15 protein-coding genes, 1 pseudogene and 1 riboswitch are annotated in these 17,668 nt (G+C 39.3%); of the genes and pseudogenes, 12 read left to right on the plus strand and 4 right to left on the minus strand.

Annotated elements, in window-relative coordinates; genetic code table 11:
• Nucleotides 1-131: 131 nt before the first annotated feature.
• Entirely contained in the window at nucleotides 132-1,034 is a 903-nt protein-coding gene (locus tag ABC374_RS09260) for a LysR family transcriptional regulator (protein WP_413017222.1), read from the minus strand.
• Between the two features lie 123 nt (nucleotides 1,035-1,157).
• On the opposite strand from ABC374_RS09260, the gene hutG reads away from it, so the two are divergent.
• The 4 genes from hutG to ABC374_RS09280 all read left to right on the plus strand — a co-directional run bounded on the left by hutG (nucleotide 1,158) and on the right by ABC374_RS09280 (nucleotide 5,141).
• The gene (gene hutG / locus ABC374_RS09265) at nucleotides 1,158-2,114 is read left to right on the plus strand and encodes a formimidoylglutamase (protein ID WP_413017224.1); all 957 of its coding nucleotides are present in this window, start codon (nucleotides 1,158-1,160) and stop codon (nucleotides 2,112-2,114) included.
• 261 nt (nucleotides 2,115-2,375) lie between these two features.
• A complete protein-coding gene (locus ABC374_RS09270; protein WP_350302397.1) occupies nucleotides 2,376-2,531 on the plus strand; it encodes a hypothetical protein in 156 nt (51 codons plus the stop codon).
• A gap of 60 nt (nucleotides 2,532-2,591) precedes the next feature.
• Nucleotides 2,592-3,263, plus strand: coding sequence for an SOS response-associated peptidase (locus ABC374_RS09275; RefSeq protein ID WP_413017227.1), 672 nt, complete (start codon nucleotides 2,592-2,594; stop codon nucleotides 3,261-3,263).
• Nucleotides 3,264-3,526: 263 nt separating this feature from the next.
• Nucleotides 3,527-3,634: riboswitch (SAM riboswitch) on the plus strand.
• Between the two features lie 190 nt (nucleotides 3,635-3,824).
• Nucleotides 3,825-5,141, plus strand: coding sequence for a Na+/H+ antiporter NhaC family protein (locus tag ABC374_RS09280; RefSeq protein WP_350302399.1), 1,317 nt, complete (start codon nucleotides 3,825-3,827; stop codon nucleotides 5,139-5,141).
• A gap of 171 nt (nucleotides 5,142-5,312) precedes the next feature.
• Here ABC374_RS09280 and ABC374_RS09285 read toward each other — a convergent pair whose 3' ends face one another.
• The 3 genes from ABC374_RS09285 to ABC374_RS09295 form a co-directional block, all read right to left on the minus strand.
• The gene (locus tag ABC374_RS09285; RefSeq protein WP_459564385.1) at nucleotides 5,313-5,774 is read right to left on the minus strand and encodes a transposase; all 462 of its coding nucleotides are present in this window, start codon (nucleotides 5,772-5,774) and stop codon (nucleotides 5,313-5,315) included.
• 432 nt (nucleotides 5,775-6,206) lie between these two features.
• The gene (locus ABC374_RS09290; RefSeq protein WP_413017231.1) at nucleotides 6,207-6,752 is read right to left on the minus strand and encodes a chromate transporter; all 546 of its coding nucleotides are present in this window, start codon (nucleotides 6,750-6,752) and stop codon (nucleotides 6,207-6,209) included.
• A gap of 48 nt (nucleotides 6,753-6,800) precedes the next feature.
• Nucleotides 6,801-7,427, minus strand: coding sequence for a chromate transporter (locus ABC374_RS09295; RefSeq protein ID WP_413017233.1), 627 nt, complete (start codon nucleotides 7,425-7,427; stop codon nucleotides 6,801-6,803).
• Between the two features lie 244 nt (nucleotides 7,428-7,671).
• On the opposite strand from ABC374_RS09295, the gene ABC374_RS09300 reads away from it, so the two are divergent.
• The 8 genes and pseudogenes from ABC374_RS09300 (at nucleotide 7,672) to ABC374_RS09335 (ending at nucleotide 17,586) form a co-directional block, all read left to right on the plus strand.
• Nucleotides 7,672-8,550, plus strand: a complete 879-nt coding sequence (locus ABC374_RS09300; protein ID WP_413017235.1) for a LysR family transcriptional regulator — start codon at nucleotides 7,672-7,674, stop codon at nucleotides 8,548-8,550.
• A gap of 239 nt (nucleotides 8,551-8,789) precedes the next feature.
• Nucleotides 8,790-9,085 (plus strand): annotated as a pseudogene (locus tag ABC374_RS09305) (IS1595 family transposase); the annotation flags it as partial.
• Nucleotides 9,086-9,299: 214 nt separating this feature from the next.
• Nucleotides 9,300-9,767: a DUF2975 domain-containing protein gene (locus tag ABC374_RS09310; RefSeq protein WP_350302404.1), complete on the plus strand. Its 468-nt coding sequence runs from the start codon at nucleotides 9,300-9,302 to the stop codon at nucleotides 9,765-9,767.
• 358 nt (nucleotides 9,768-10,125) lie between these two features.
• Complete coding sequence (locus tag ABC374_RS09315; protein WP_413017237.1) at nucleotides 10,126-12,117, plus strand: alkyl/aryl-sulfatase; 1,992 nt, start codon at nucleotides 10,126-10,128, stop codon at nucleotides 12,115-12,117.
• Between the two features lie 264 nt (nucleotides 12,118-12,381).
• Nucleotides 12,382-13,620: an MFS transporter gene (locus tag ABC374_RS09320; RefSeq protein ID WP_413017239.1), complete on the plus strand. Its 1,239-nt coding sequence runs from the start codon at nucleotides 12,382-12,384 to the stop codon at nucleotides 13,618-13,620.
• 118 nt (nucleotides 13,621-13,738) lie between these two features.
• Nucleotides 13,739-14,644, plus strand: a complete 906-nt coding sequence (locus ABC374_RS09325) for a LysR family transcriptional regulator (RefSeq protein ID WP_413017241.1) — start codon at nucleotides 13,739-13,741, stop codon at nucleotides 14,642-14,644.
• 168 nt (nucleotides 14,645-14,812) lie between these two features.
• Nucleotides 14,813-15,985 (plus strand): acyl-CoA dehydrogenase family protein, encoded by a 1,173-nt coding sequence (locus ABC374_RS09330; protein ID WP_350302407.1) that lies wholly within the window; start codon nucleotides 14,813-14,815, stop codon nucleotides 15,983-15,985.
• 26 nt (nucleotides 15,986-16,011) lie between these two features.
• Entirely contained in the window at nucleotides 16,012-17,586 is a 1,575-nt protein-coding gene (locus ABC374_RS09335) for a class I adenylate-forming enzyme family protein (RefSeq protein ID WP_413017243.1), read from the plus strand.
• Nucleotides 17,587-17,668 lie beyond the last annotated feature (82 nt).

Here is a 17,668-nt window from a genome sequence, read left to right on the forward strand (position 1 = left end):
AAACACATGAACCTCCTGCAAATATGAGTGGGAAACCTAGCTCATTGGCAGGAAGTCTAAAGTGTTTTCTTTATACAAAGTGAATCACAATGAGCCATGGTGTCTTTTCCATTAAATTAGAGAATCAGCATTTAGGCATCGTTCCTAACATCCCACTTAAAAAAGCTATGTATTTCCTCTACTAACTTACATACTGCAGGAGACAGATATCGATCTTTCAAATAGGCCAGGTAAACAGTCCTTTCCAAAAAATTCGAATCAATCGCACGAATTGCAGTATTGCGTGTTGCAGCGGATTTTATATAGCTTTCCGGTAAAATTGTAACCCCAAGCCCTTCTTCCACCAAACTGCAAGCCGTTTCAAGCCTTTCTATTTCGTATAGGATATTCGGAATTGCATGTTCTTCCTTAAATGCTCTTAAGATATCATCTCTTGTTTGAAATCCAGTTGTACTGATGATCAATTCTTTCTTTGCAATGTCTTGGAAAGTGATGGACTCTTTTTCATTTAACTCGTCATCTTTATGGATCAAAAGCATGAATTTTTCATTATAAAGGGGAGTGGACAGAATTTCATCATTGTTGATGGGCTGGTTCGTGATGGTGAAATGAACATTATACCGATTTAACGAATCGAAAACTTTCTCTTCCCCTAATATTTCCCTTACTTTGATATGAATATTAGGATAATTGATTTTAAAATTCCTGATTATCTTCGGGAACCAAAATTTGAATGATTCTATGGAACCTATAGATACTGTTCCGCTTCCAACATCCTTCATTTCCTTAAGCTCCACTTGCATATTATCGAATTTTCTTAACAGATCAACAGATCTCGTATAAAAAAGCCCACCTGCTTCCGTAAGCTCAAGAACCCTTGTATTACGTTCCAAAAGCTGAAAACTAACTTCATTTTCTAATTTCATTATGGCATTACTTAGGGAAGGTTGTGATATATGCAGCATTTTTGCCGCTTTTGAGAAATTCTTTTCCTGGACGATAGTAGTGAAATACCGAAGTTGACGAAGATCCATTTATTCTCCTTACTATAGCTTTAAACTATAGATATATTGAATTTTTGTATTGGTAATTATATATTATCTCATTTATAATTTTTAAAAAAGATATTTCGGAATTTTTTAAATAAAGGAGAAATTATGTATACTAATCCGACTTCAAAATATTGGAATGGAAGAATTGATTCCCAATCTGACATGGACAGCTTCAGATACCACCAAAGAGTACGGTTGGCTCCGATACCGGAATTAGCCATCTCTTCCAATGCATCAAAGACCTTTGGGTTGATTGGCTTCAAATGTGATGAAGGCGTCAAAAGGAATAAAGGCAGGATTGGTGCTGCAGAGGGTCCTGATCATATTAGGCAGTACTTGGCGAAATTACCCTGTCATTTACCGTCCCAAACCGAGCTGGTGGATGCTGGCGATGTAATATGTGAAAGTACGGAAATGGAGGCCGCCCAGTTCGAATTGGGATCGGCTGTTGACCGGATATTGGAGACTAAAGCGATTCCTATCATACTTGGGGGAGGGCACGAAACCCTGTATGGCCATTATCTTGGGATTAGGAAATCCATTGGACCAAAAGCTAGATTGGGGATCATTAATATTGACGCGCACTTTGATATGAGGCCTTATGAAAAAGAAAGTTCATCAGGAACGATGTTTAAGCAGATTTTGGACGAAGATCAAAGTTGTGGATATTTATGTGTCGGAATTCAGAAGCAGGGGAATACGAAGGCACTGTTTGAAACCGCTGAGAGAAGTAATGTCGACTACATTTTGGAAGAAGATTTGTCATTGAACGAAATGGATGAAACAAAGCGGCGGATAAATGAATTCGTTAATAAAAATGACTACATTATGCTTACATTATGTACGGACGTTATTGATTCAGCCTACGCACCTGGGGTAAGTGCACCATCGCCGTTTGGACTGAATCCAAAATTGGTCCGTGCGATTATTAGGCATATCGTATCTAATGAAAAGATCCTCTCCTTTGACATTTCGGAAGTGAATCCTTCGTTGGACGAAAATAATAAAACCGTAACATTGGCAGCACATTTAATAAATGAAGTTTTGCTGCATTTTAAATAATGAATGGACATGGAAGAGGGGCAATTCCAATTTGGTTCTTCCAGCTTTCCTCAATGTTATCTCCATGATCAATTATCATAAAAACCTTAGAAAGCACCCAGGCTGTCCGTGAATCATTCATGGACAGTCTTTTTAGTGGTTAATTGCCCCGGCTATTGCTTGAATCCCCCGTTTTAGGATTAACAATGACTCTTCCAAAGTTCACTACTGATACTTGTGGGTTTTTGGTTTATAATAACAACCATCTAGGGGGGATTTTTTATGAATGAATATAAAGTGACGGTCAGGAATGGCAGTACCTTGATCTTGTCGGAAATCATTAAAGCAGAAGATGAAAGAGAAGTCCTTGGAACTCTTTTGATTTCCAGCGAATTATTTAATCAACCATTTACCGACATCAAAATTTTAGAACGCTGATTTGTGCCTGTCCGTTCGATTTGTTACACTGTAATAAATTCTAATACGGTAGGCGATAGTATGTGTGGACGTTTTACCCTTTTCACTGACATTGAAGAAATAAAAGATCGGTTTGATATTCAAGGATCGTTTGATGAGGAATACCAATTCAGCTACAATATTGCTCCCTCCCAATCCGTGCTCTCCGTCATTAATGACGGGGCAATGAATCGACTTGGATATCTTCGGTGGGGGCTCATTCCTTTCTGGGCAAAAGACGAAAAAGTGGGCTACAAAATGATCAATGCCAGAGCGGAAACCATTGCTGAGAAAGCAAGCTTCAGGAATGCGTATAAGAAGAAGAGATGCTTGATAATCGCTGACTCTTTTTATGAATGGAAGAAGACAACGGAAAGAAAAATACCGATGCGAATAAAACTGAAGAATCATGCTCCATTTGGAATGGCGGGTATCTGGGAATCCTGGAAATCTCCTGAAGGCATCAGCATCTATTCGTGCTCCGTTATAACAACCGTTCCTAATGAGCTAATGACCAGCATTCATGATCGTATGCCTGTCATCCTTAAACCGGAAGATGAAAAAGATTGGTTGAATCCAACCAATAATGATCCTGCATATCTGCAGCAGTATTTAAAGTCATTTGATTCGGAACAGATGGAAGCCTTTGAGGTATCGACTGAAGTGAACTCGACCAAAAATAATTCATCTAACCTAATACAACAAATTTGCTGAGAGGTCATTAGACCTCTTTTTTATATGAATTCCGTCCCGATAAATGAAAAAAACTGATTAACTGCCAATGTCAAGATCTCTTTATAATCAGTAAGGAGTGCATGTAAAATAATTTAAAATTAACCCTTGCGAAAATAGACAAAATGCTGTACTGTTATATTTGCTTTTCAAAACGACTTTCGATGTCACGAACTCAGGCAAGTTTCCAGCGTGGTACTTTTCTGGCAGGCATCGTAATTTTTGATAAATTATATAATGTAATCTTCTTATCAAGAGAGACGGAGGGACTGGCCCGAAGATGTCTCGGCAGCGGACTTAAATGGAGTGCTGTGCCAAATCCAGCAGGCTGATTTTCGCCTGAAAGATAAGAAGGGTGTTTTTTATAAATTAAAAGACCTCTTCTTGTTGTTAAATAGAAGGGGTCTTTTTTATGCCAGTTTTTTTGCTATAGCTCCATGACTGGATAATCAGGTAGGTTCAAATTGGAGTTATTTGCGAAAACTGTTAATAGAATAAGAGCTGTGACAAATGTCGCGGGAAAAATAAAAAGAGGTGTACATCATGAGTGCAAACAATAAAGGGAATCCATGGGCATTGATCCCGTTTGTCGTATTTTTAATTTTATTTATAGGGTCCGGAATCATCACTAAAGATTTTTATTCATTTCCGGTGATTGTAGCGATTTCCATTGCATCGGCAGCTGCATTGGCGATGAATCGGAAAGAGACATTCAATGAAAAGGTTGATATCTTCTGTAAAGGTGCCGGGGACGCCAATATTATGTTAATGGTTATCATTTTCCTTTTGGCCGGGGCTTTTGCCGAAGTTGCCAATGGCATGGGGGCAGTTGAATCAACAGTGAATCTTGCCTTAGCTGTTTTTCCGCAAAATCTATTAATGGTAGGGATTTTCATCATCGCTTGTTTTATTTCTTTATCAATGGGGACAAGCATGGGAACGATTGTTGCACTGGCACCTATCGGGGTTGGGATTAGTGAGCAAACTGATATTTCGCTTGCCCTATCAATGGCGGCCGTTATTGGTGGTGCGATGTTTGGGGATAACCTTTCCTTCATTTCAGATACGACAATCGCTGCAGTTCGAACTCAAGGAACGAAAATGAAGGATAAGTTTAAAGTGAATTTTTTCATCGTTTTACCTGCTGCCATCATCACATGTGTCATCCTAGGAATTTTAACGATGGGCGAACAAGCCGACATCTCCCAACAGTCTTATGATTGGGTGAAGATTCTTCCATATCTTTGCGTATTGATCACTGCATTGGCAGGAGTCAATGTGTTCTTGGTCCTTTCCATCGGAATCGTATTTGCCGGAATTATCGGCTTGGCTGATGGAAGTTATCAACCGTTGGGTGTCATTCAAAAAGTTGGAGAAGGAATGGCGGGAATGTATGAAATCTCCTTCCTTGCCATTTTAATTGCAGGTATGGTAGCTGTAATCAAACATAATGGTGGCATCGATTATCTACTCCACCTAGTGACCCGAAATAGCAAATCAAAAAAAGGGGCGGAATTCAGCATTGCCGGGCTTGTTGGTTTGACAAACCTTTCAACGGCAAATAACACGATTTCGATTATCATTGCCGGGCCACTTGCCAAAAATATCGCTGAAAAGTATGGGATTGATCCGCGTAAATCAGCGAGCTTGCTTGACATATTTGCATGTTGTATCCAAGGGTTGATACCATATGGAGCACAACTGCTGGTTGCAGCAGGGGTAGCAAAGATTTCACCAATAAGCATCTTGCAGTATTCATATTACCCAATACTAATTGGACTTTGTGGCGTCATTGCCATCCTGATTGGTTTTCCACGGTTTCAGCCGGGAAATGATGAAACGAAAAAACATACTTCTTAAAAAGAGAATAATAAGAAAACACCCTGAATCATTGGATACAGGGTGTTTTCTCAGTTTGTAGACAAAAGGGGTTCGGAATTAAAAAATTCCGAATCCCTTTTAAAATTCCATTGAAATTTTGACCAAAGGTTAAGAGATTTTCGAGCCACTATGTTAAGCCATTTTAGGGCCTTACCATGTCCACGTAGCCATCTTCTTTAAATTAATGGCAGCGAAAGTAAGCATAGCTTGCATCGACAATTTTTTAAGTCCCCTTAAAGTAGTCCAACGCATACCATGCTTTTCTTTTGCATCTGGGAATACACGCTCAATCGTTTCACGCATGGAACGAATACCGAAGGTATATTGAATGAATGTCAGTTTAACTAAAATAACTAGATCAATACTTGGGCTTCCTATCTCTGAATATATATCTTTCACCAAATCATAAATGAAAGTGAAGTCAATGGCAGCCTCAATTTTACGAACCAAATGATTCGCCGGCACCAGTTGATCTAAAGTAATCATTTCAAGTTGGTCTCGCTGAATAGAATTATGTTTCGAAAGCATCCTCATCACCTCAAGTTTTAATAGTTCAATTTTAAAACAAAAAAGACTATAGGCAAAAGGAGTTCCATCTGAAATTTTAAACATAGTTGATTGGAACGGAAGGGGCGAGACTCCTGCGGGAATAGCGAGTCCAAGGGAGACCCCACAGGCGCAAGTGCCGAGGAGGCTCCCGGACCGCCCGCGGAAAGCGAGTGCCTGAAGTGGAAATCAACGTCCAAATTTGTACATGCAAAAAAAAAATGTAGACAAACTCGATTTTCATCGAGTTTGTCTACATTCTGAGAAAACACCCTGAATCATTGGATACAGGGTGTTTTCTGTATGGGTGAAATACTAAAATATGAATTTTCAGAAGCCATTATGGCTCTTATGTTAGTATAATTGTTTCTCAGTGTTCAGGAACTAATCAAGGCCGTATTCATCTGAACTAAGCTTTTGGTAAACAATTATTTTCATAACCAAAATAACTGCTTAATTCCAGTCCATATAGATAATGGTTGTGTGGTGCGACATTTGTCATGAATAGAGGACGACTCCAACTAAACCAGAAAGAATAATTACATAGGCTGGGTGCCAACGTAATTTCATTAAGGCAAATAACGATAATCCAAAAACGAGTAATAAGCTTATCGTATGCCATGAAAAGTTCAGCGCTATCATATGATTGGAAAGTGCAAAGCTGATCGCTGCAAAGAGGATTAAACTAGTGACAATGGGTCTTAGTCCATAGAACATGGATTGAATAACTGGATAATGATTCAATTTGCTGAAGAAGGTGGCTATAACGGTTACGAATATAATGGCAGGAAGCAAGATTCCGACAGCAGATGATATGGCTCCAGCAAATCCAGCAGTAGAATAGCCAACGAGAATGGCACTATTGGCGGTGACAGGTCCTGGGGACATCCCGGAAATGGCGATGATATCAGTAAATTGCTGCGTCGTCATCCATCCATGCTGTGAGACTTCCGATTCTATTACGGGAATCATAGCGTATCCGCCTCCAAACGATACAAAGCCGATAATAAAGAAGGTGCTAAACAACTCCCACAATTCCATCATTCTATCACACACTTTCTTGAAAATTAGTTAGACCCTTTTTTGATATACTTATATGCCAGCACCCATGAAAGGTTCGAAAACATCTTCTTCATTTCCTTTATTTCTGTCCATCTTAACATCGTAACCTAATTTTCTCTTAATGGAGATGGTCACAATACCAGCTACAGCTCCTGCTAATATAACCATCACAGGGTGCAGAAAGAAAAGGACTGGAATTCCTGCTATTAAAATACAGAAAGTTGTTTTGTCTACAACAGCCGTTTTTCCTATCTTGATAGCCGCATAGGCGATGATGGCTACTATGGAAGCTCTGATCGATACGAATGCGGATTCTATCTTCGGGTTATCATGAATAAAAAAATACAAAATGCCTAGGAGCAGAACAATTAAAAAGGTAGGTAATGAAACACCGATCATGGCTGCCATTGCCCCCTTCATTCCGGCAATTCGATGGCCGATAAAGGTGGCGGAGTTGATGGCGACAGCTCCTGGTACGGACTGAGATAATGCAAAAACATCCGTAACTTCTTCGCTTTTCATCCATTTTCTCTTTTCGACCACTTCTTTTTCGATTAAAGGGATCATCGCAAACCCGCCTCCGAATGTGACAGGTGCTATTTTAAAAAAGGTCCAAAATAATTGGAATATAATTTTCCATTGTCCTTTCATTGACATCAGTCACTTCCTTTGCATGCTTTGTTTAATTCTTATCATTAACATATCAAAGAAAAAGGGCTGGGTAAATTGCAACAAAATCATCGGGTATAACAAAACGTTATACCCAGAAGATTTATCCGTTTTATAAAGAATGCCGCCAATAATTAATAGCCTTGGAATGTATCACACTATTTTCATTTCACCATTTACCTAATGATGCTATCATTTTAATAAACTATCTAAAAACATGGAGGTCGTTTTCTTGAAATTGGAAAATCTGAAAATGTTTTGTTTAGTGGTGGATGAAGGAAGTATAAGCCAGGCAGCGAGGTTAAGTTTCCTATCACAGCCCGCTGTAACACGGCAGATCCATCAACTGGAAAATTATTATAACACTTTGTTATTCGACCGTGAGGAAGGAAGGCTGAGAGTTACAGAAGCAGGAAAGCTGTTATACCCCTTTGCAAAAGCCATAGTAAATGACTTCAACCATTCAAAAGAAGTGATTCAGCAATCGACGGGGAAGTACAATGCAAATCTCATAGTAGGGGCTTCCTTGACTATCGGTGAGTATTTGTTGCCGAGCTTGCTTGGGAGATTCAAAAAACAACAGCCAGAAATAAAAGTGACATTGACGATAAAAAATACCCCCCGGGTTCTGGAGGATCTTTCAAACGATGTCATTGATTTGGCCTTGGTGGAAGGACTTGTGGAAAACACCGATTTCATTGTAGACAAGTTCGCCGAAGACGAATTGATATTGGTATGTGCATCCGACCACCCATGGAAAGACAGAAAAGAAATTCAGCTAGAGGAATTGGGAAATGAAAGGATGATTTGGCGTGAATCCATTTCCGGAACACGGCTTATCGTAGAAAACATGTTAAGGGAGCATGGGGTTTTAGAAAAAATAGAAAGCTACATGGAGATTGGCAGTACACAAGCGATAAAAAGTGCGGTTGAAGCTGGACTTGGAATCAGCATTTTGCCAAGGTTGACAGTGGCTAGAGAATTGGAGCAAGGCTTTTTGCAGGAAGTGGATATATACAGAATAGATATGGCAAGAAATTTATGGCTAGTCAGGAAAAACAAGCGTTTTAATAAAATAGGGGTGTCTAAATTTGTTGATTTTCTTCAATAAGGATGGGACGCAGCCTTGGTTTACTATTACAATTGGCAGCGTTTTTAAGTTTCGTGGTTAATGGCGTCGCCCCGGCAGCAAGCAAAAGTCATGGTAAATTGAATATACCGCATTGATTATAAAAGCTCTTCCCAACCGGGAGGGGCATTTTGTATTTGGTTGTTCAGCCATCGGTTAGACAAACAAAGGGATTAATGGGCATAATAAAAGATATAATGATGGTTCGGAGATGATATAGCGTGGAGTTAAAGGAAATAAAGAAGCTCGCCAATGCATTAAATGAAAGCGGTAAACAGCAAATTGTATATTTCTTGCAGTCTCGAACGAAACCGATGTCGGCTCCTATTCGTGCAATTGATGAAATCCAGGTACAAAAGCATAAAGCTAGTCTTGTCTGCCCACTGTGCGATTTGGTAAATACGTTATCAAAACATGTGCTGGAGATGTGAAACAGCAGCGTTACAGCTGTAAAGCCTGCCATCAAACCTTCAATGACCTCACAAACACGCCTCTTCAACGCACCAGAAGACCACATAAATCTAAACGGGCAGTTTTGTTGAACAAGTTGTAAATTTAACATTTTAAAGTAAGAGCATTTCTTTGTAATGAGAAGTGCTTTTTATTTTTGTCAAAATTAAAGAGATATTTCAATAACAATAATAATATAAATAAAAACAATATAAATTTACTGTAATACAATAAATAATATGCTAAAATCATGTTGTCATTAAATAAGTGAGGTGTTTTAAATGAATGTTAAACGAGGTTCCACGACTTTCTTAAAGGTAATTATTTTTCTGGCTGGAATTGCAGTGCTTGCTTTGTGTATCTGGTTGCCTGAGATAGCCGTTAGAGATGCAAGGGTACATCCAGATACGGCTTACTTCCTAATCCCCTTTTTAGTATGTGCATACGGATTATGTATTGCGTTTTCTGTTGCGTTGTATCAAGCATATAAACTATTAACCTACATCGAAAAGAACAATGCTTTCTCTGAATTATCCCTTAAATCTTTGAAGATTATAAAGAAATGTACTTTTACAGTCATTTTCCTCATTTTGTTAGGAATAGTAAGCTTAAGGGTGCTTGCTAAAGTTACAGGTAGTGATGATGCAGCGGGTCCTACATCATTATGTCTAATGGGTATTTTAGCAACAAGTATCATCGCAGCCATTGTGGACGCACTTCAAAAGCCATTAAAAAATGCCCAGATATAATGTCAAAAAATGAATGATTAACGGATATGTAAGACTTTGGATTGTCAGCCAGGTGATTTTTGGAGTACAAAAGCGACGAAGACACTCAATAAAAACAAACACAACTAATTTATTTAACTACGGGGACGATAGTTCAATGAACCGCCTTTTCACCAAGGCGGTTTTCTTATGTTCTAATATCAACATTAGAATTTAACATAGCCTTTATATAAATAAAATTGAAGTTACCATTAGAAATAGGAAATATACTTAAAGGCAAATTAATTATAAAATAAATTCATATTATTCAAAAAAATCTAAAAAATATGCTTCAACATTCGTAAAATAGAAATGATATCTACTTAGAAAGGGGTATGAAATGTCCAAAGCATCTATTATTAAAGGAATTGTATCCGTTCCCATTGTTTTTGTTTTACTGGCAGGGTCTTCTGTTACAAAGGCTGCGTCAGATGAGCCGATGCCGGCGACAGATGCAACAATTTCAGCAAATAAGGCTTTTTATGAACAGTTGAATTTTAAAGATAAGGAAGATTTCAAGAATGCACATAAAGGATTCATTGCGCCTTTGAATATGAGTCCAATTAAAAATTCAAAAGGTGACGTGATATGGGATAGTAATCGATATTCATTCATCAAAGAAGATCAGCCGGCAAGCTTTACTGTTAACCCAAGCTTGTGGAGACAGGCTCAATTGCAAAATATAACAGGCTTATTTAAAGTGGTGGATGGCGTTTATCAAGTTCGGGGCCAGGATTTATCAGTGCTTACCATTGTGGAAGGAAAAACAGGATTAATAGTTTTGGATACACTTTCTACTATTGAAACGGCCAAAGCAGCCATGGAGCTTTATTTTGAACATCGGCCCAAAAACCCAGTAAGTGCAATTGTTATTAGTCACAGTCATGCGGATCACTTCGGTGGTATGAAAGGCATTGCTCAATATGCTGAAAATCCAGCTAAAGTGCCGATTATTGTCCCTGCAGGTTTTAACGATGAAGCGCTAAGTGAAAACATTCTTTTAGGCAATATAATGTCTCGCCGTGCAGGTTATATGTTTGGAAATCTCTTACCCGCAAATGAAAGGGGATTTGTTACTTCTGGTATCGGACCTGGATTAAGTAACGGAACTTTTAGCTATTTACCTCCAACAATGGAAGTGAAGGATGATATTGAAACGGTGGAAATAGACGGAATAACATTTAAATTTTTATTGACGCCGGATTCGGAAGCTCCATCTGAAATGCATTATTATATCAATGATTACAAAACTTTAGTGGTAGCCGAAAACACCGGACACACGTTACATAATATTTATACATTAAGGGGAGCTAAAACCAGGGATACTTTAAAATGGGTGAAAGCACTTGATGAAACAGTTGATCTGTTTGGAAACGAAGATATAGATGCTATGGTTACGGCCCATACATGGCCCATATGGGGAAGGGACAATGTTCTGGAGCAGTTGGAAAGTCAGCGTGATCTGTACAAATATATTCATGACCAAACCATACGATTAGCTAATTTAGGTCTTACACCGGATGAAATCGCGGAAGAGTTAAAGCTTCCTGAAAAGTTGGATAAAGTCTGGGCCAATCGGGGGTATTACGGAACATTGAAACACAACGTAAAAGCGGTGTACAACTTTTATTTAGGATATTTCAACGGTAATCCATCCGACTTGGATCCATTACCACAAGAGGAATCGGGCGCTAAATATGTACAATATATGGGTGGGGAAAAGAAGGTCATTAAACAGGCAAAACTTGATTATAAAAAAGGGGAATATCGCTGGGTGGCTCAAGTCTTAAAGCATGTCGTCATGGCCAACCCGAAAAATACAGAAGCAAAAAATTTATTGGCTAAAGCTTATGAGCAATTAGGATACACAGCTGAATCTTCTGTGTGGCGTAATTTCTATCTTACCGGCGCAGATGAGTTAAGGAATGGTGTGGCAGACTCGAAGGGAAGTGGCGGAATGATGAATCTCGATACGCTGCTCAATATGCCAATGGATGATTTCCTGAAATACTTGTCCATTAAATTAAACGGAATAAAAGCGGAAAATAAAAATATGTCATTCCATTTGACATTTACAGATTCGAAAACCAATTACACGATATATCTGAATAATTCTGTATTGAACTTCAAAAAAGGGAAAATGGCGTCCAACCCTGATACAACATTAACATTAGATAGAATAACTTTCTATCAGATTGCTCTGGGACGTGAAGGTTTATCCAAAATGGAAGCAGCTGGTAAAGTTTCCATTTCTGGTGATAAAAAACAGTTTGAAAATTTCGTGACTTTGCTGGATCAATTCCAACCAAAGGTTAATATCGTTACTCCGTGATAATCAACCACTTCATATTCTGAAACCAGGATGGATCGGTTACCCACGAGTCTACTTAGTAGTCTCGTGGGTTTGAATGTATTAATTAATCCTGTAGGCATCCTGTTTCGTTTTTAATTTTCTTTAAAACGCTCCTAATAGTTACAGAACAAAAGTCAATAACCGTAAAAAGAAAATTTCAATTTTTGTAATTCGAAAGGAATTGTAAGCGCTTCCTATATGGCTGAGCTTTTGTGAGAATATAAAAAAATGGAGTGATGGGGAATGCAGTTATATGCAAGTAAGAAACGAAAAATAATGATTAGCGGCCTTTTATTTGTTGGAATGATTTTAAGTTTTTTTGATCGCGTTGCCATAAATGTCGGGATTATTCCTATTGCAGATGAGTTTCATCTCACTACGTCCCAGACAGGTATTTTAATTAGTATATTTTTTGTTAGCTACTCACTCATGCAACCGCTTGGTGGATGGATGACCGATAAGTATGGCGCCAGAGTCATGGTTACTGTTTCTTTGTTTAGCTGGTCCTTGTTCACTGTAATGACTGGGTTTGCTTGGTCATTTATGTCTTTATTATTCATCCGTTTTCTGTTCGGGTTGGGTGAAGGGCCTTTCTATCCTGCCAGTATGTCCACTATAAGAGATAACTTCCCGGAAGAAGAACGGGGCCGGGCAAATTCGTTTTTCCTGTCTGCCCAAAATATTGGCGGGATATTAGGTACTGCACTTGCCGCTTCCATGGTGGTGGCATTCGGTTGGCGGGGCATGTTTACCATTGCCGGAATTCTAGGGATATTAGCTTCTTTCGGAATTTGGTTCATTCTTAAGCCTCAAGGAAATCAAGAGGTTAAAAAAGACAAACCGAAACAAAAAAAGGTTGCTCTGAAACTGTTATTTAAAATCGAAAATATTTGGAAACTCATAACATTCAAGTTTATATCAAATATTATCAACTATGGTCTGATCACTTGGATGCCTATATATTTGGTTAAAGAAAAAGGGGTGGATTTAATAGCCGCAGGAGGTTTATTGGCAATCCCTTATATTTTTGGTTTCTTGATGTTTAATGTAAGCGGGTGGCTTCTGGATAAGCATATGGCTAACCGGGAGAAGTATCTTGCCGCTGCAGGCGCTTTATTATCGGCAATTTTTCTCTTTTTAATGTCTAACGCCACGTCAATAGCTCTTATCATCACTTATCTCACTCTCAACTCCGTAGCACTGTCTTTCTTTGGAACGGTTCTTTATACGATCATCATCAAATACTCACCAAAGGAGCTAACGGGCTCTGCCTCCGGACTAGTAACTTTTGCCGGTCAAATTGCAGGTGCGGTTTCTCCTTTAGCCCTCGGTTTGATTATCAGTTTGTTTAATGACTCCTATAATGCCGCTTTCCTGTTTTTGGTGATAATAGCGTTATTGGGAACGATTGTTGCCGTATCTATTAAAAATAATCAGGCACAACCCGCTAAAGAATACGAAAAAACAACTACAATTATATAAAACTGGCATTCTGCTTTTGAGGAGACAGTTTGAAGTGTCCTGAATCCACTTCTCTAAAATTGAAAGGGCTTTCTGTTCGAGGTATGATATTAGTAATAGGCTAGAAGGAGAATGAGTCATGAATATTGAACAATTGGAATATATCATCAAGGTAGCCGAGGTTAACTCGATTTCCATGGCTTCAGAAAGCCTCCATATCTCCCAATCTGGAATCAGTATGGCCATTACGAGTTTGGAGAAGGAATTAGGTATAAAAATCTTCAAGCGGTCAAGGTTAGGAACCATACCTACAGAAGACGGAAAGGAAATCATCCAGAAAGCTCTTGAAGTATTAAGCAAATTGGAAGAAATAAGAGACAGTGCCCAAATACATTCAGATACGATGGAAAAAGAGTTACGCCTATCATCAACACAAGGTTTATTTCTAACGGTTTTGCCTAAATCCTTGGCCTTATTTAAGAAGAAGTATCCCGAGGTGAAAATTGTCATTGAAGAAAAAGGGGGACAAGAGATAACCGAAGAAGTACTGAATGGTAAGATAGACATCGGGCTATTGAATATCCCAAAGGTTAAACCAAAAGAAATTGAGTTGGAATTCCAACCTTTGATGGAAGCTAAAGTGATTGTGATGGTCAGTAAAAACTCCCCTTTAGTGAACCGTAAAAGCATAACCCCAAAAGAGCTAATGGACCAAAATTTGGTCATTTACAATGGACCAAGAATGAAGTCGTTCATTAAAGGTTTTTTTGATCATTACGGTGAGATGAATATTTTGTTTTTCACAAATAATACAGAGATCATCAAAAAAACCGTCGCTGAGGGATTAGCGATTGCCTTTTCTTATGATGTTGGAGTTAACAGCGACCCCTATTTCCTAGGCGGGGAACTTGTGGCCATTCCATTGGTGGAGCTGGAAAATAATACAATGGAATTCGGTTACGTTCGCTCTAAGAAGCAGTATTTTTCAAAAGCTGCAAGGGAGTTTATTAAATGTCTCGATTTCTATACTACTCTTAAATATTAGTTTCCTATAATGATAGGGAACTAATATTTTTTTATTTACATCAATATTTTTTATATTTATATCATATATCCTTATTTTACTTAAATATTATTTACATTTAAAATTAATATTATAACATTTTAAATATTTAAAAAGTTCAAAGGAAATAAAAATCGAAAGGGGAAACTTATGGTAACGACCCAGGAAGAGAAATTAGAGGTACTTCAAACAAAGTTGCAGGATTTCATCCAAAATGAATTGCTTCCATATGAACAGGAGCATGGATTGAACGCTGAAGAGGATATCCCGATGGAATCCATAAAATGGGCAAGGAAACGATCCAGGGAATTAGGATTTTACGGAATTAATCTCCCTGAAACATATGGTGGACAGGATGTTAGTTTAAAAGGCTTATGCATGTTCAAGGAAGAATTGGCCCGTTCCGGAGCGGTTTTATGGGGGCAGGTTATCGGCGAGATTGGCGGGCCGCTAAGAATTGGTCAGATGTTGGAAAGTTTTACACCGGAGCAAATAGAAAAATATGTGATGCCCGTTGTGACGGGAGAAGCGAGCTGCTGCTTTGCCCTTACAGAACCCAATGCCGGTTCGGATGCCTTTGCTATCGAAACAACAGCCGTTAAAGACGGAAATGATTATATATTAAACGGAAAAAAACATTTTATCAGTGCTGCCCCCTACGCTGATTTTGCCATTGTCATAGCGAAAGAATCCCGGAATGGAGAAAAAGAAAGAATCACTGCTTTCCTAGTTGATAAAAAAACACCCCAACATCCGGGGTTTGAACTAGGAGACATTCAAGTTCCGCTATCAGGTGAACGCATACATGCTGAATTGAATTTCAATCAATGTCGAGTGCCTGCCGCCAATATAATCGGAGAACCAGGAAAAGGGTTGCTGCTCGGATTGAAAAGAATAAACACAAATCGCGCTTCTCATGCCGCCGGCTTTGTCGGTATGGCTCAACACCTTCTCGATCTATCTATTGAACATGCCAAAACGCGAGTCCAACATGGCCGGCCCATCGGTGACTTCCAGGCAATTCAGCATATGCTCGCAGATATGGCGACGGAAATCTATGCCGCAAAGTGCATGGTCTATGATGTGGTTGAAAAAATTGATCAAGGAAAAGAGGATCGAGCCGGCACGTCCATGGCTAAGCTGTTTGCTTCAGAAGTAAATTGCCGTGTGGCTGACAAGGCTGTCCAAATCTTTGGCTCCAAAGGCTTGGTAAAAGGGCATCCAGTAGAAAAAATGTACAGGAGTGCTCGGATGTATCGGATTCTGAGCGGAACCTCAGAAATTCAAAAAAATACAATTGCTAAAGCATTATTAAAGGGGTAAATCCTTTTTCGAGGGAGGAAATATACATGCTGCATAAGTTGACATTTCAGTCACTGTTGAATAAAGGAATAAAACGATTCGGCGAACTGCCGGCTATTACCTTGTTGCCAGCCGGAGAAACGATAACCTACGACGAGTTATGGAAGAAAACAGAACTTATCACTTCTTATCTACTTCGTTTAGGTGCAGGAAGGGGTGTCCGCATAGCGACCATCATTCCAAACAGTTTGGAAAGTGTGATGTTTGGTTTGGCCATCCAGCAATGCGGAGCCACCTTGGTCCCATTAAGTGAAAAACTGGGGAAACGAGAAATACAATTCATTTTAAAGGAAGCAAAACCAGAAGTGGTCATAATAGCTACACAGACACACTTTGACACCTTCTTTGAGTATTTGGAAGAAATGAAGAAGGAAGATGTCCATGTCATTGGGCTCCCAGGCTTTCATATTAATTATCCGGAGGAGTTTGAATCGTTTCAATGGCCTGGCGAAATTAATAATCTAGACTTGCCATTAGCTGAAGAAGATGACATTGCACTTCTGTCATATACAGGCGGGACAACGGGTACACCCAAAGGCGTCATGCATTCCCAGAAAGGACTCGGCGCCGCCATACTTTCTGCAGCTATCGAAGACCCGCTGGACGACCGTGACCGGGTATTGCTAAGTACGCCCATTGTGCATTCAGCGGGTTCATTACTTTGGAGATCCCTTGTTTCGGGCGTCCATGTCTATGTGATGGGCTCATTCGACGCTGCAGCATTCATACAGGCGATAAGGGAACATAAAATCACGACGACATTCATGGTACCGACCATGTTATACAGGCTCCTTGATCAGACAAAGAAGATGGAATATGATATGAGCTCCATGCGCAATATCTTCTACGGCGCGTCACCAATTTCTCAAAAGCGCCTTAAAGAAGCTTTTGAAGTATTCGGGCCTATCATGCGCCAGCAATACGGCATGACAGAATGCAATATTGTCATTACCAGACTATCGAAGAGCGCTCATGTATGGGCTTATCATAACAATTCGGAAATTTTGAAAAGCTGTGGGAAACCGTGCATTCTTACAGAAGTTCGACTGATTGATGAAGATGGAAATGATGTAAAACCAACCGAGCTTGGAGAAATTATCGTAAAATCACCAGCAATGATGGTAGGCTATTTTCAAAGACCGGATCTTACCCAAGAATACATCCGTGATGGCTGGTTCTACACTGGGGATATTGGTAAATGGGATGAAAGCGGTTACCTTTATATTGTGGATAGGAAGAAAGATATGATCATTACGGGCGGGATGAACGTATATTCTTCAGAAGTGGAGCGAGTGGTGAACCAGCACCCTTCCGTTGCATTAAGCGCTTGCATAGGCGTTCCTCATCCAGATTGGGGAGAAGTAGTGTGTGTCGTGGTATCACCGCGAGATGGTTCGAACTGTACTAGTGAGGAATTAATTGATTTCTGCAAACAAAGAACCTCTAAGTATATGGTTCCTAAAGTAGCCTATTTTCTTGATAAGTTCCCATTAACGCCGATTGGAAAAATAGATAAGAAAGAATTAAGAAAGATGTTTGCACAAGGTATTCTAACCATCTAGCAACATTAAGGCCTATAGCAAATATAAGATAGAGCAGAGGAATGCAAAAAAGGCCTCGCACGTTAACCTGGGATCAGGACGT

This window comes from Peribacillus phoenicis, assembly GCF_047238085.1.
In the GTDB taxonomy this organism is placed as follows: domain Bacteria; phylum Bacillota; class Bacilli; order Bacillales; family DSM-1321; genus Peribacillus.

What these genes read in the sequence shown, in the direction of transcription:
- ABC374_RS09270 (WP_350302397.1), top strand. Translation starts at nt 2,376, where the DNA reads ATGAATGAATATAAAGTGACGGTCAGGAATGGCAGTACCTTGATCTTG.
- ABC374_RS09290 (WP_413017231.1), bottom strand. Translation starts at nt 6,752, where the DNA reads ATGATGGAATTGTGGGAGTTGTTTAGCACCTTCTTTATTATCGGCTTT.
- ABC374_RS09275 (WP_413017227.1), top strand. Translation starts at nt 2,592, where the DNA reads ATGTGTGGACGTTTTACCCTTTTCACTGACATTGAAGAAATAAAAGAT.
- ABC374_RS09315 (WP_413017237.1), top strand. Translation starts at nt 10,126, where the DNA reads ATGTCCAAAGCATCTATTATTAAAGGAATTGTATCCGTTCCCATTGTT.
- ABC374_RS09310 (WP_350302404.1), top strand. Translation starts at nt 9,300, where the DNA reads ATGAATGTTAAACGAGGTTCCACGACTTTCTTAAAGGTAATTATTTTT.
- ABC374_RS09295 (WP_413017233.1), bottom strand. Translation starts at nt 7,427, where the DNA reads ATGTCAATGAAAGGACAATGGAAAATTATATTCCAATTATTTTGGACC.
- ABC374_RS09325 (WP_413017241.1), top strand. Translation starts at nt 13,739, where the DNA reads ATGAATATTGAACAATTGGAATATATCATCAAGGTAGCCGAGGTTAAC.
- ABC374_RS09320 (WP_413017239.1), top strand. Translation starts at nt 12,382, where the DNA reads ATGCAGTTATATGCAAGTAAGAAACGAAAAATAATGATTAGCGGCCTT.
- ABC374_RS09335 (WP_413017243.1), top strand. Translation starts at nt 16,012, where the DNA reads ATGCTGCATAAGTTGACATTTCAGTCACTGTTGAATAAAGGAATAAAA.
- ABC374_RS09260 (WP_413017222.1), bottom strand. Translation starts at nt 1,034, where the DNA reads ATGGATCTTCGTCAACTTCGGTATTTCACTACTATCGTCCAGGAAAAG.
- ABC374_RS09280 (WP_350302399.1), top strand. Translation starts at nt 3,825, where the DNA reads ATGAGTGCAAACAATAAAGGGAATCCATGGGCATTGATCCCGTTTGTC.
- ABC374_RS09285 (WP_459564385.1), bottom strand. Translation starts at nt 5,774, where the DNA reads ATGTTTAAAATTTCAGATGGAACTCCTTTTGCCTATAGTCTTTTTTGT.
- hutG (WP_413017224.1), top strand. Translation starts at nt 1,158, where the DNA reads ATGTATACTAATCCGACTTCAAAATATTGGAATGGAAGAATTGATTCC.
- ABC374_RS09330 (WP_350302407.1), top strand. Translation starts at nt 14,813, where the DNA reads ATGGTAACGACCCAGGAAGAGAAATTAGAGGTACTTCAAACAAAGTTG.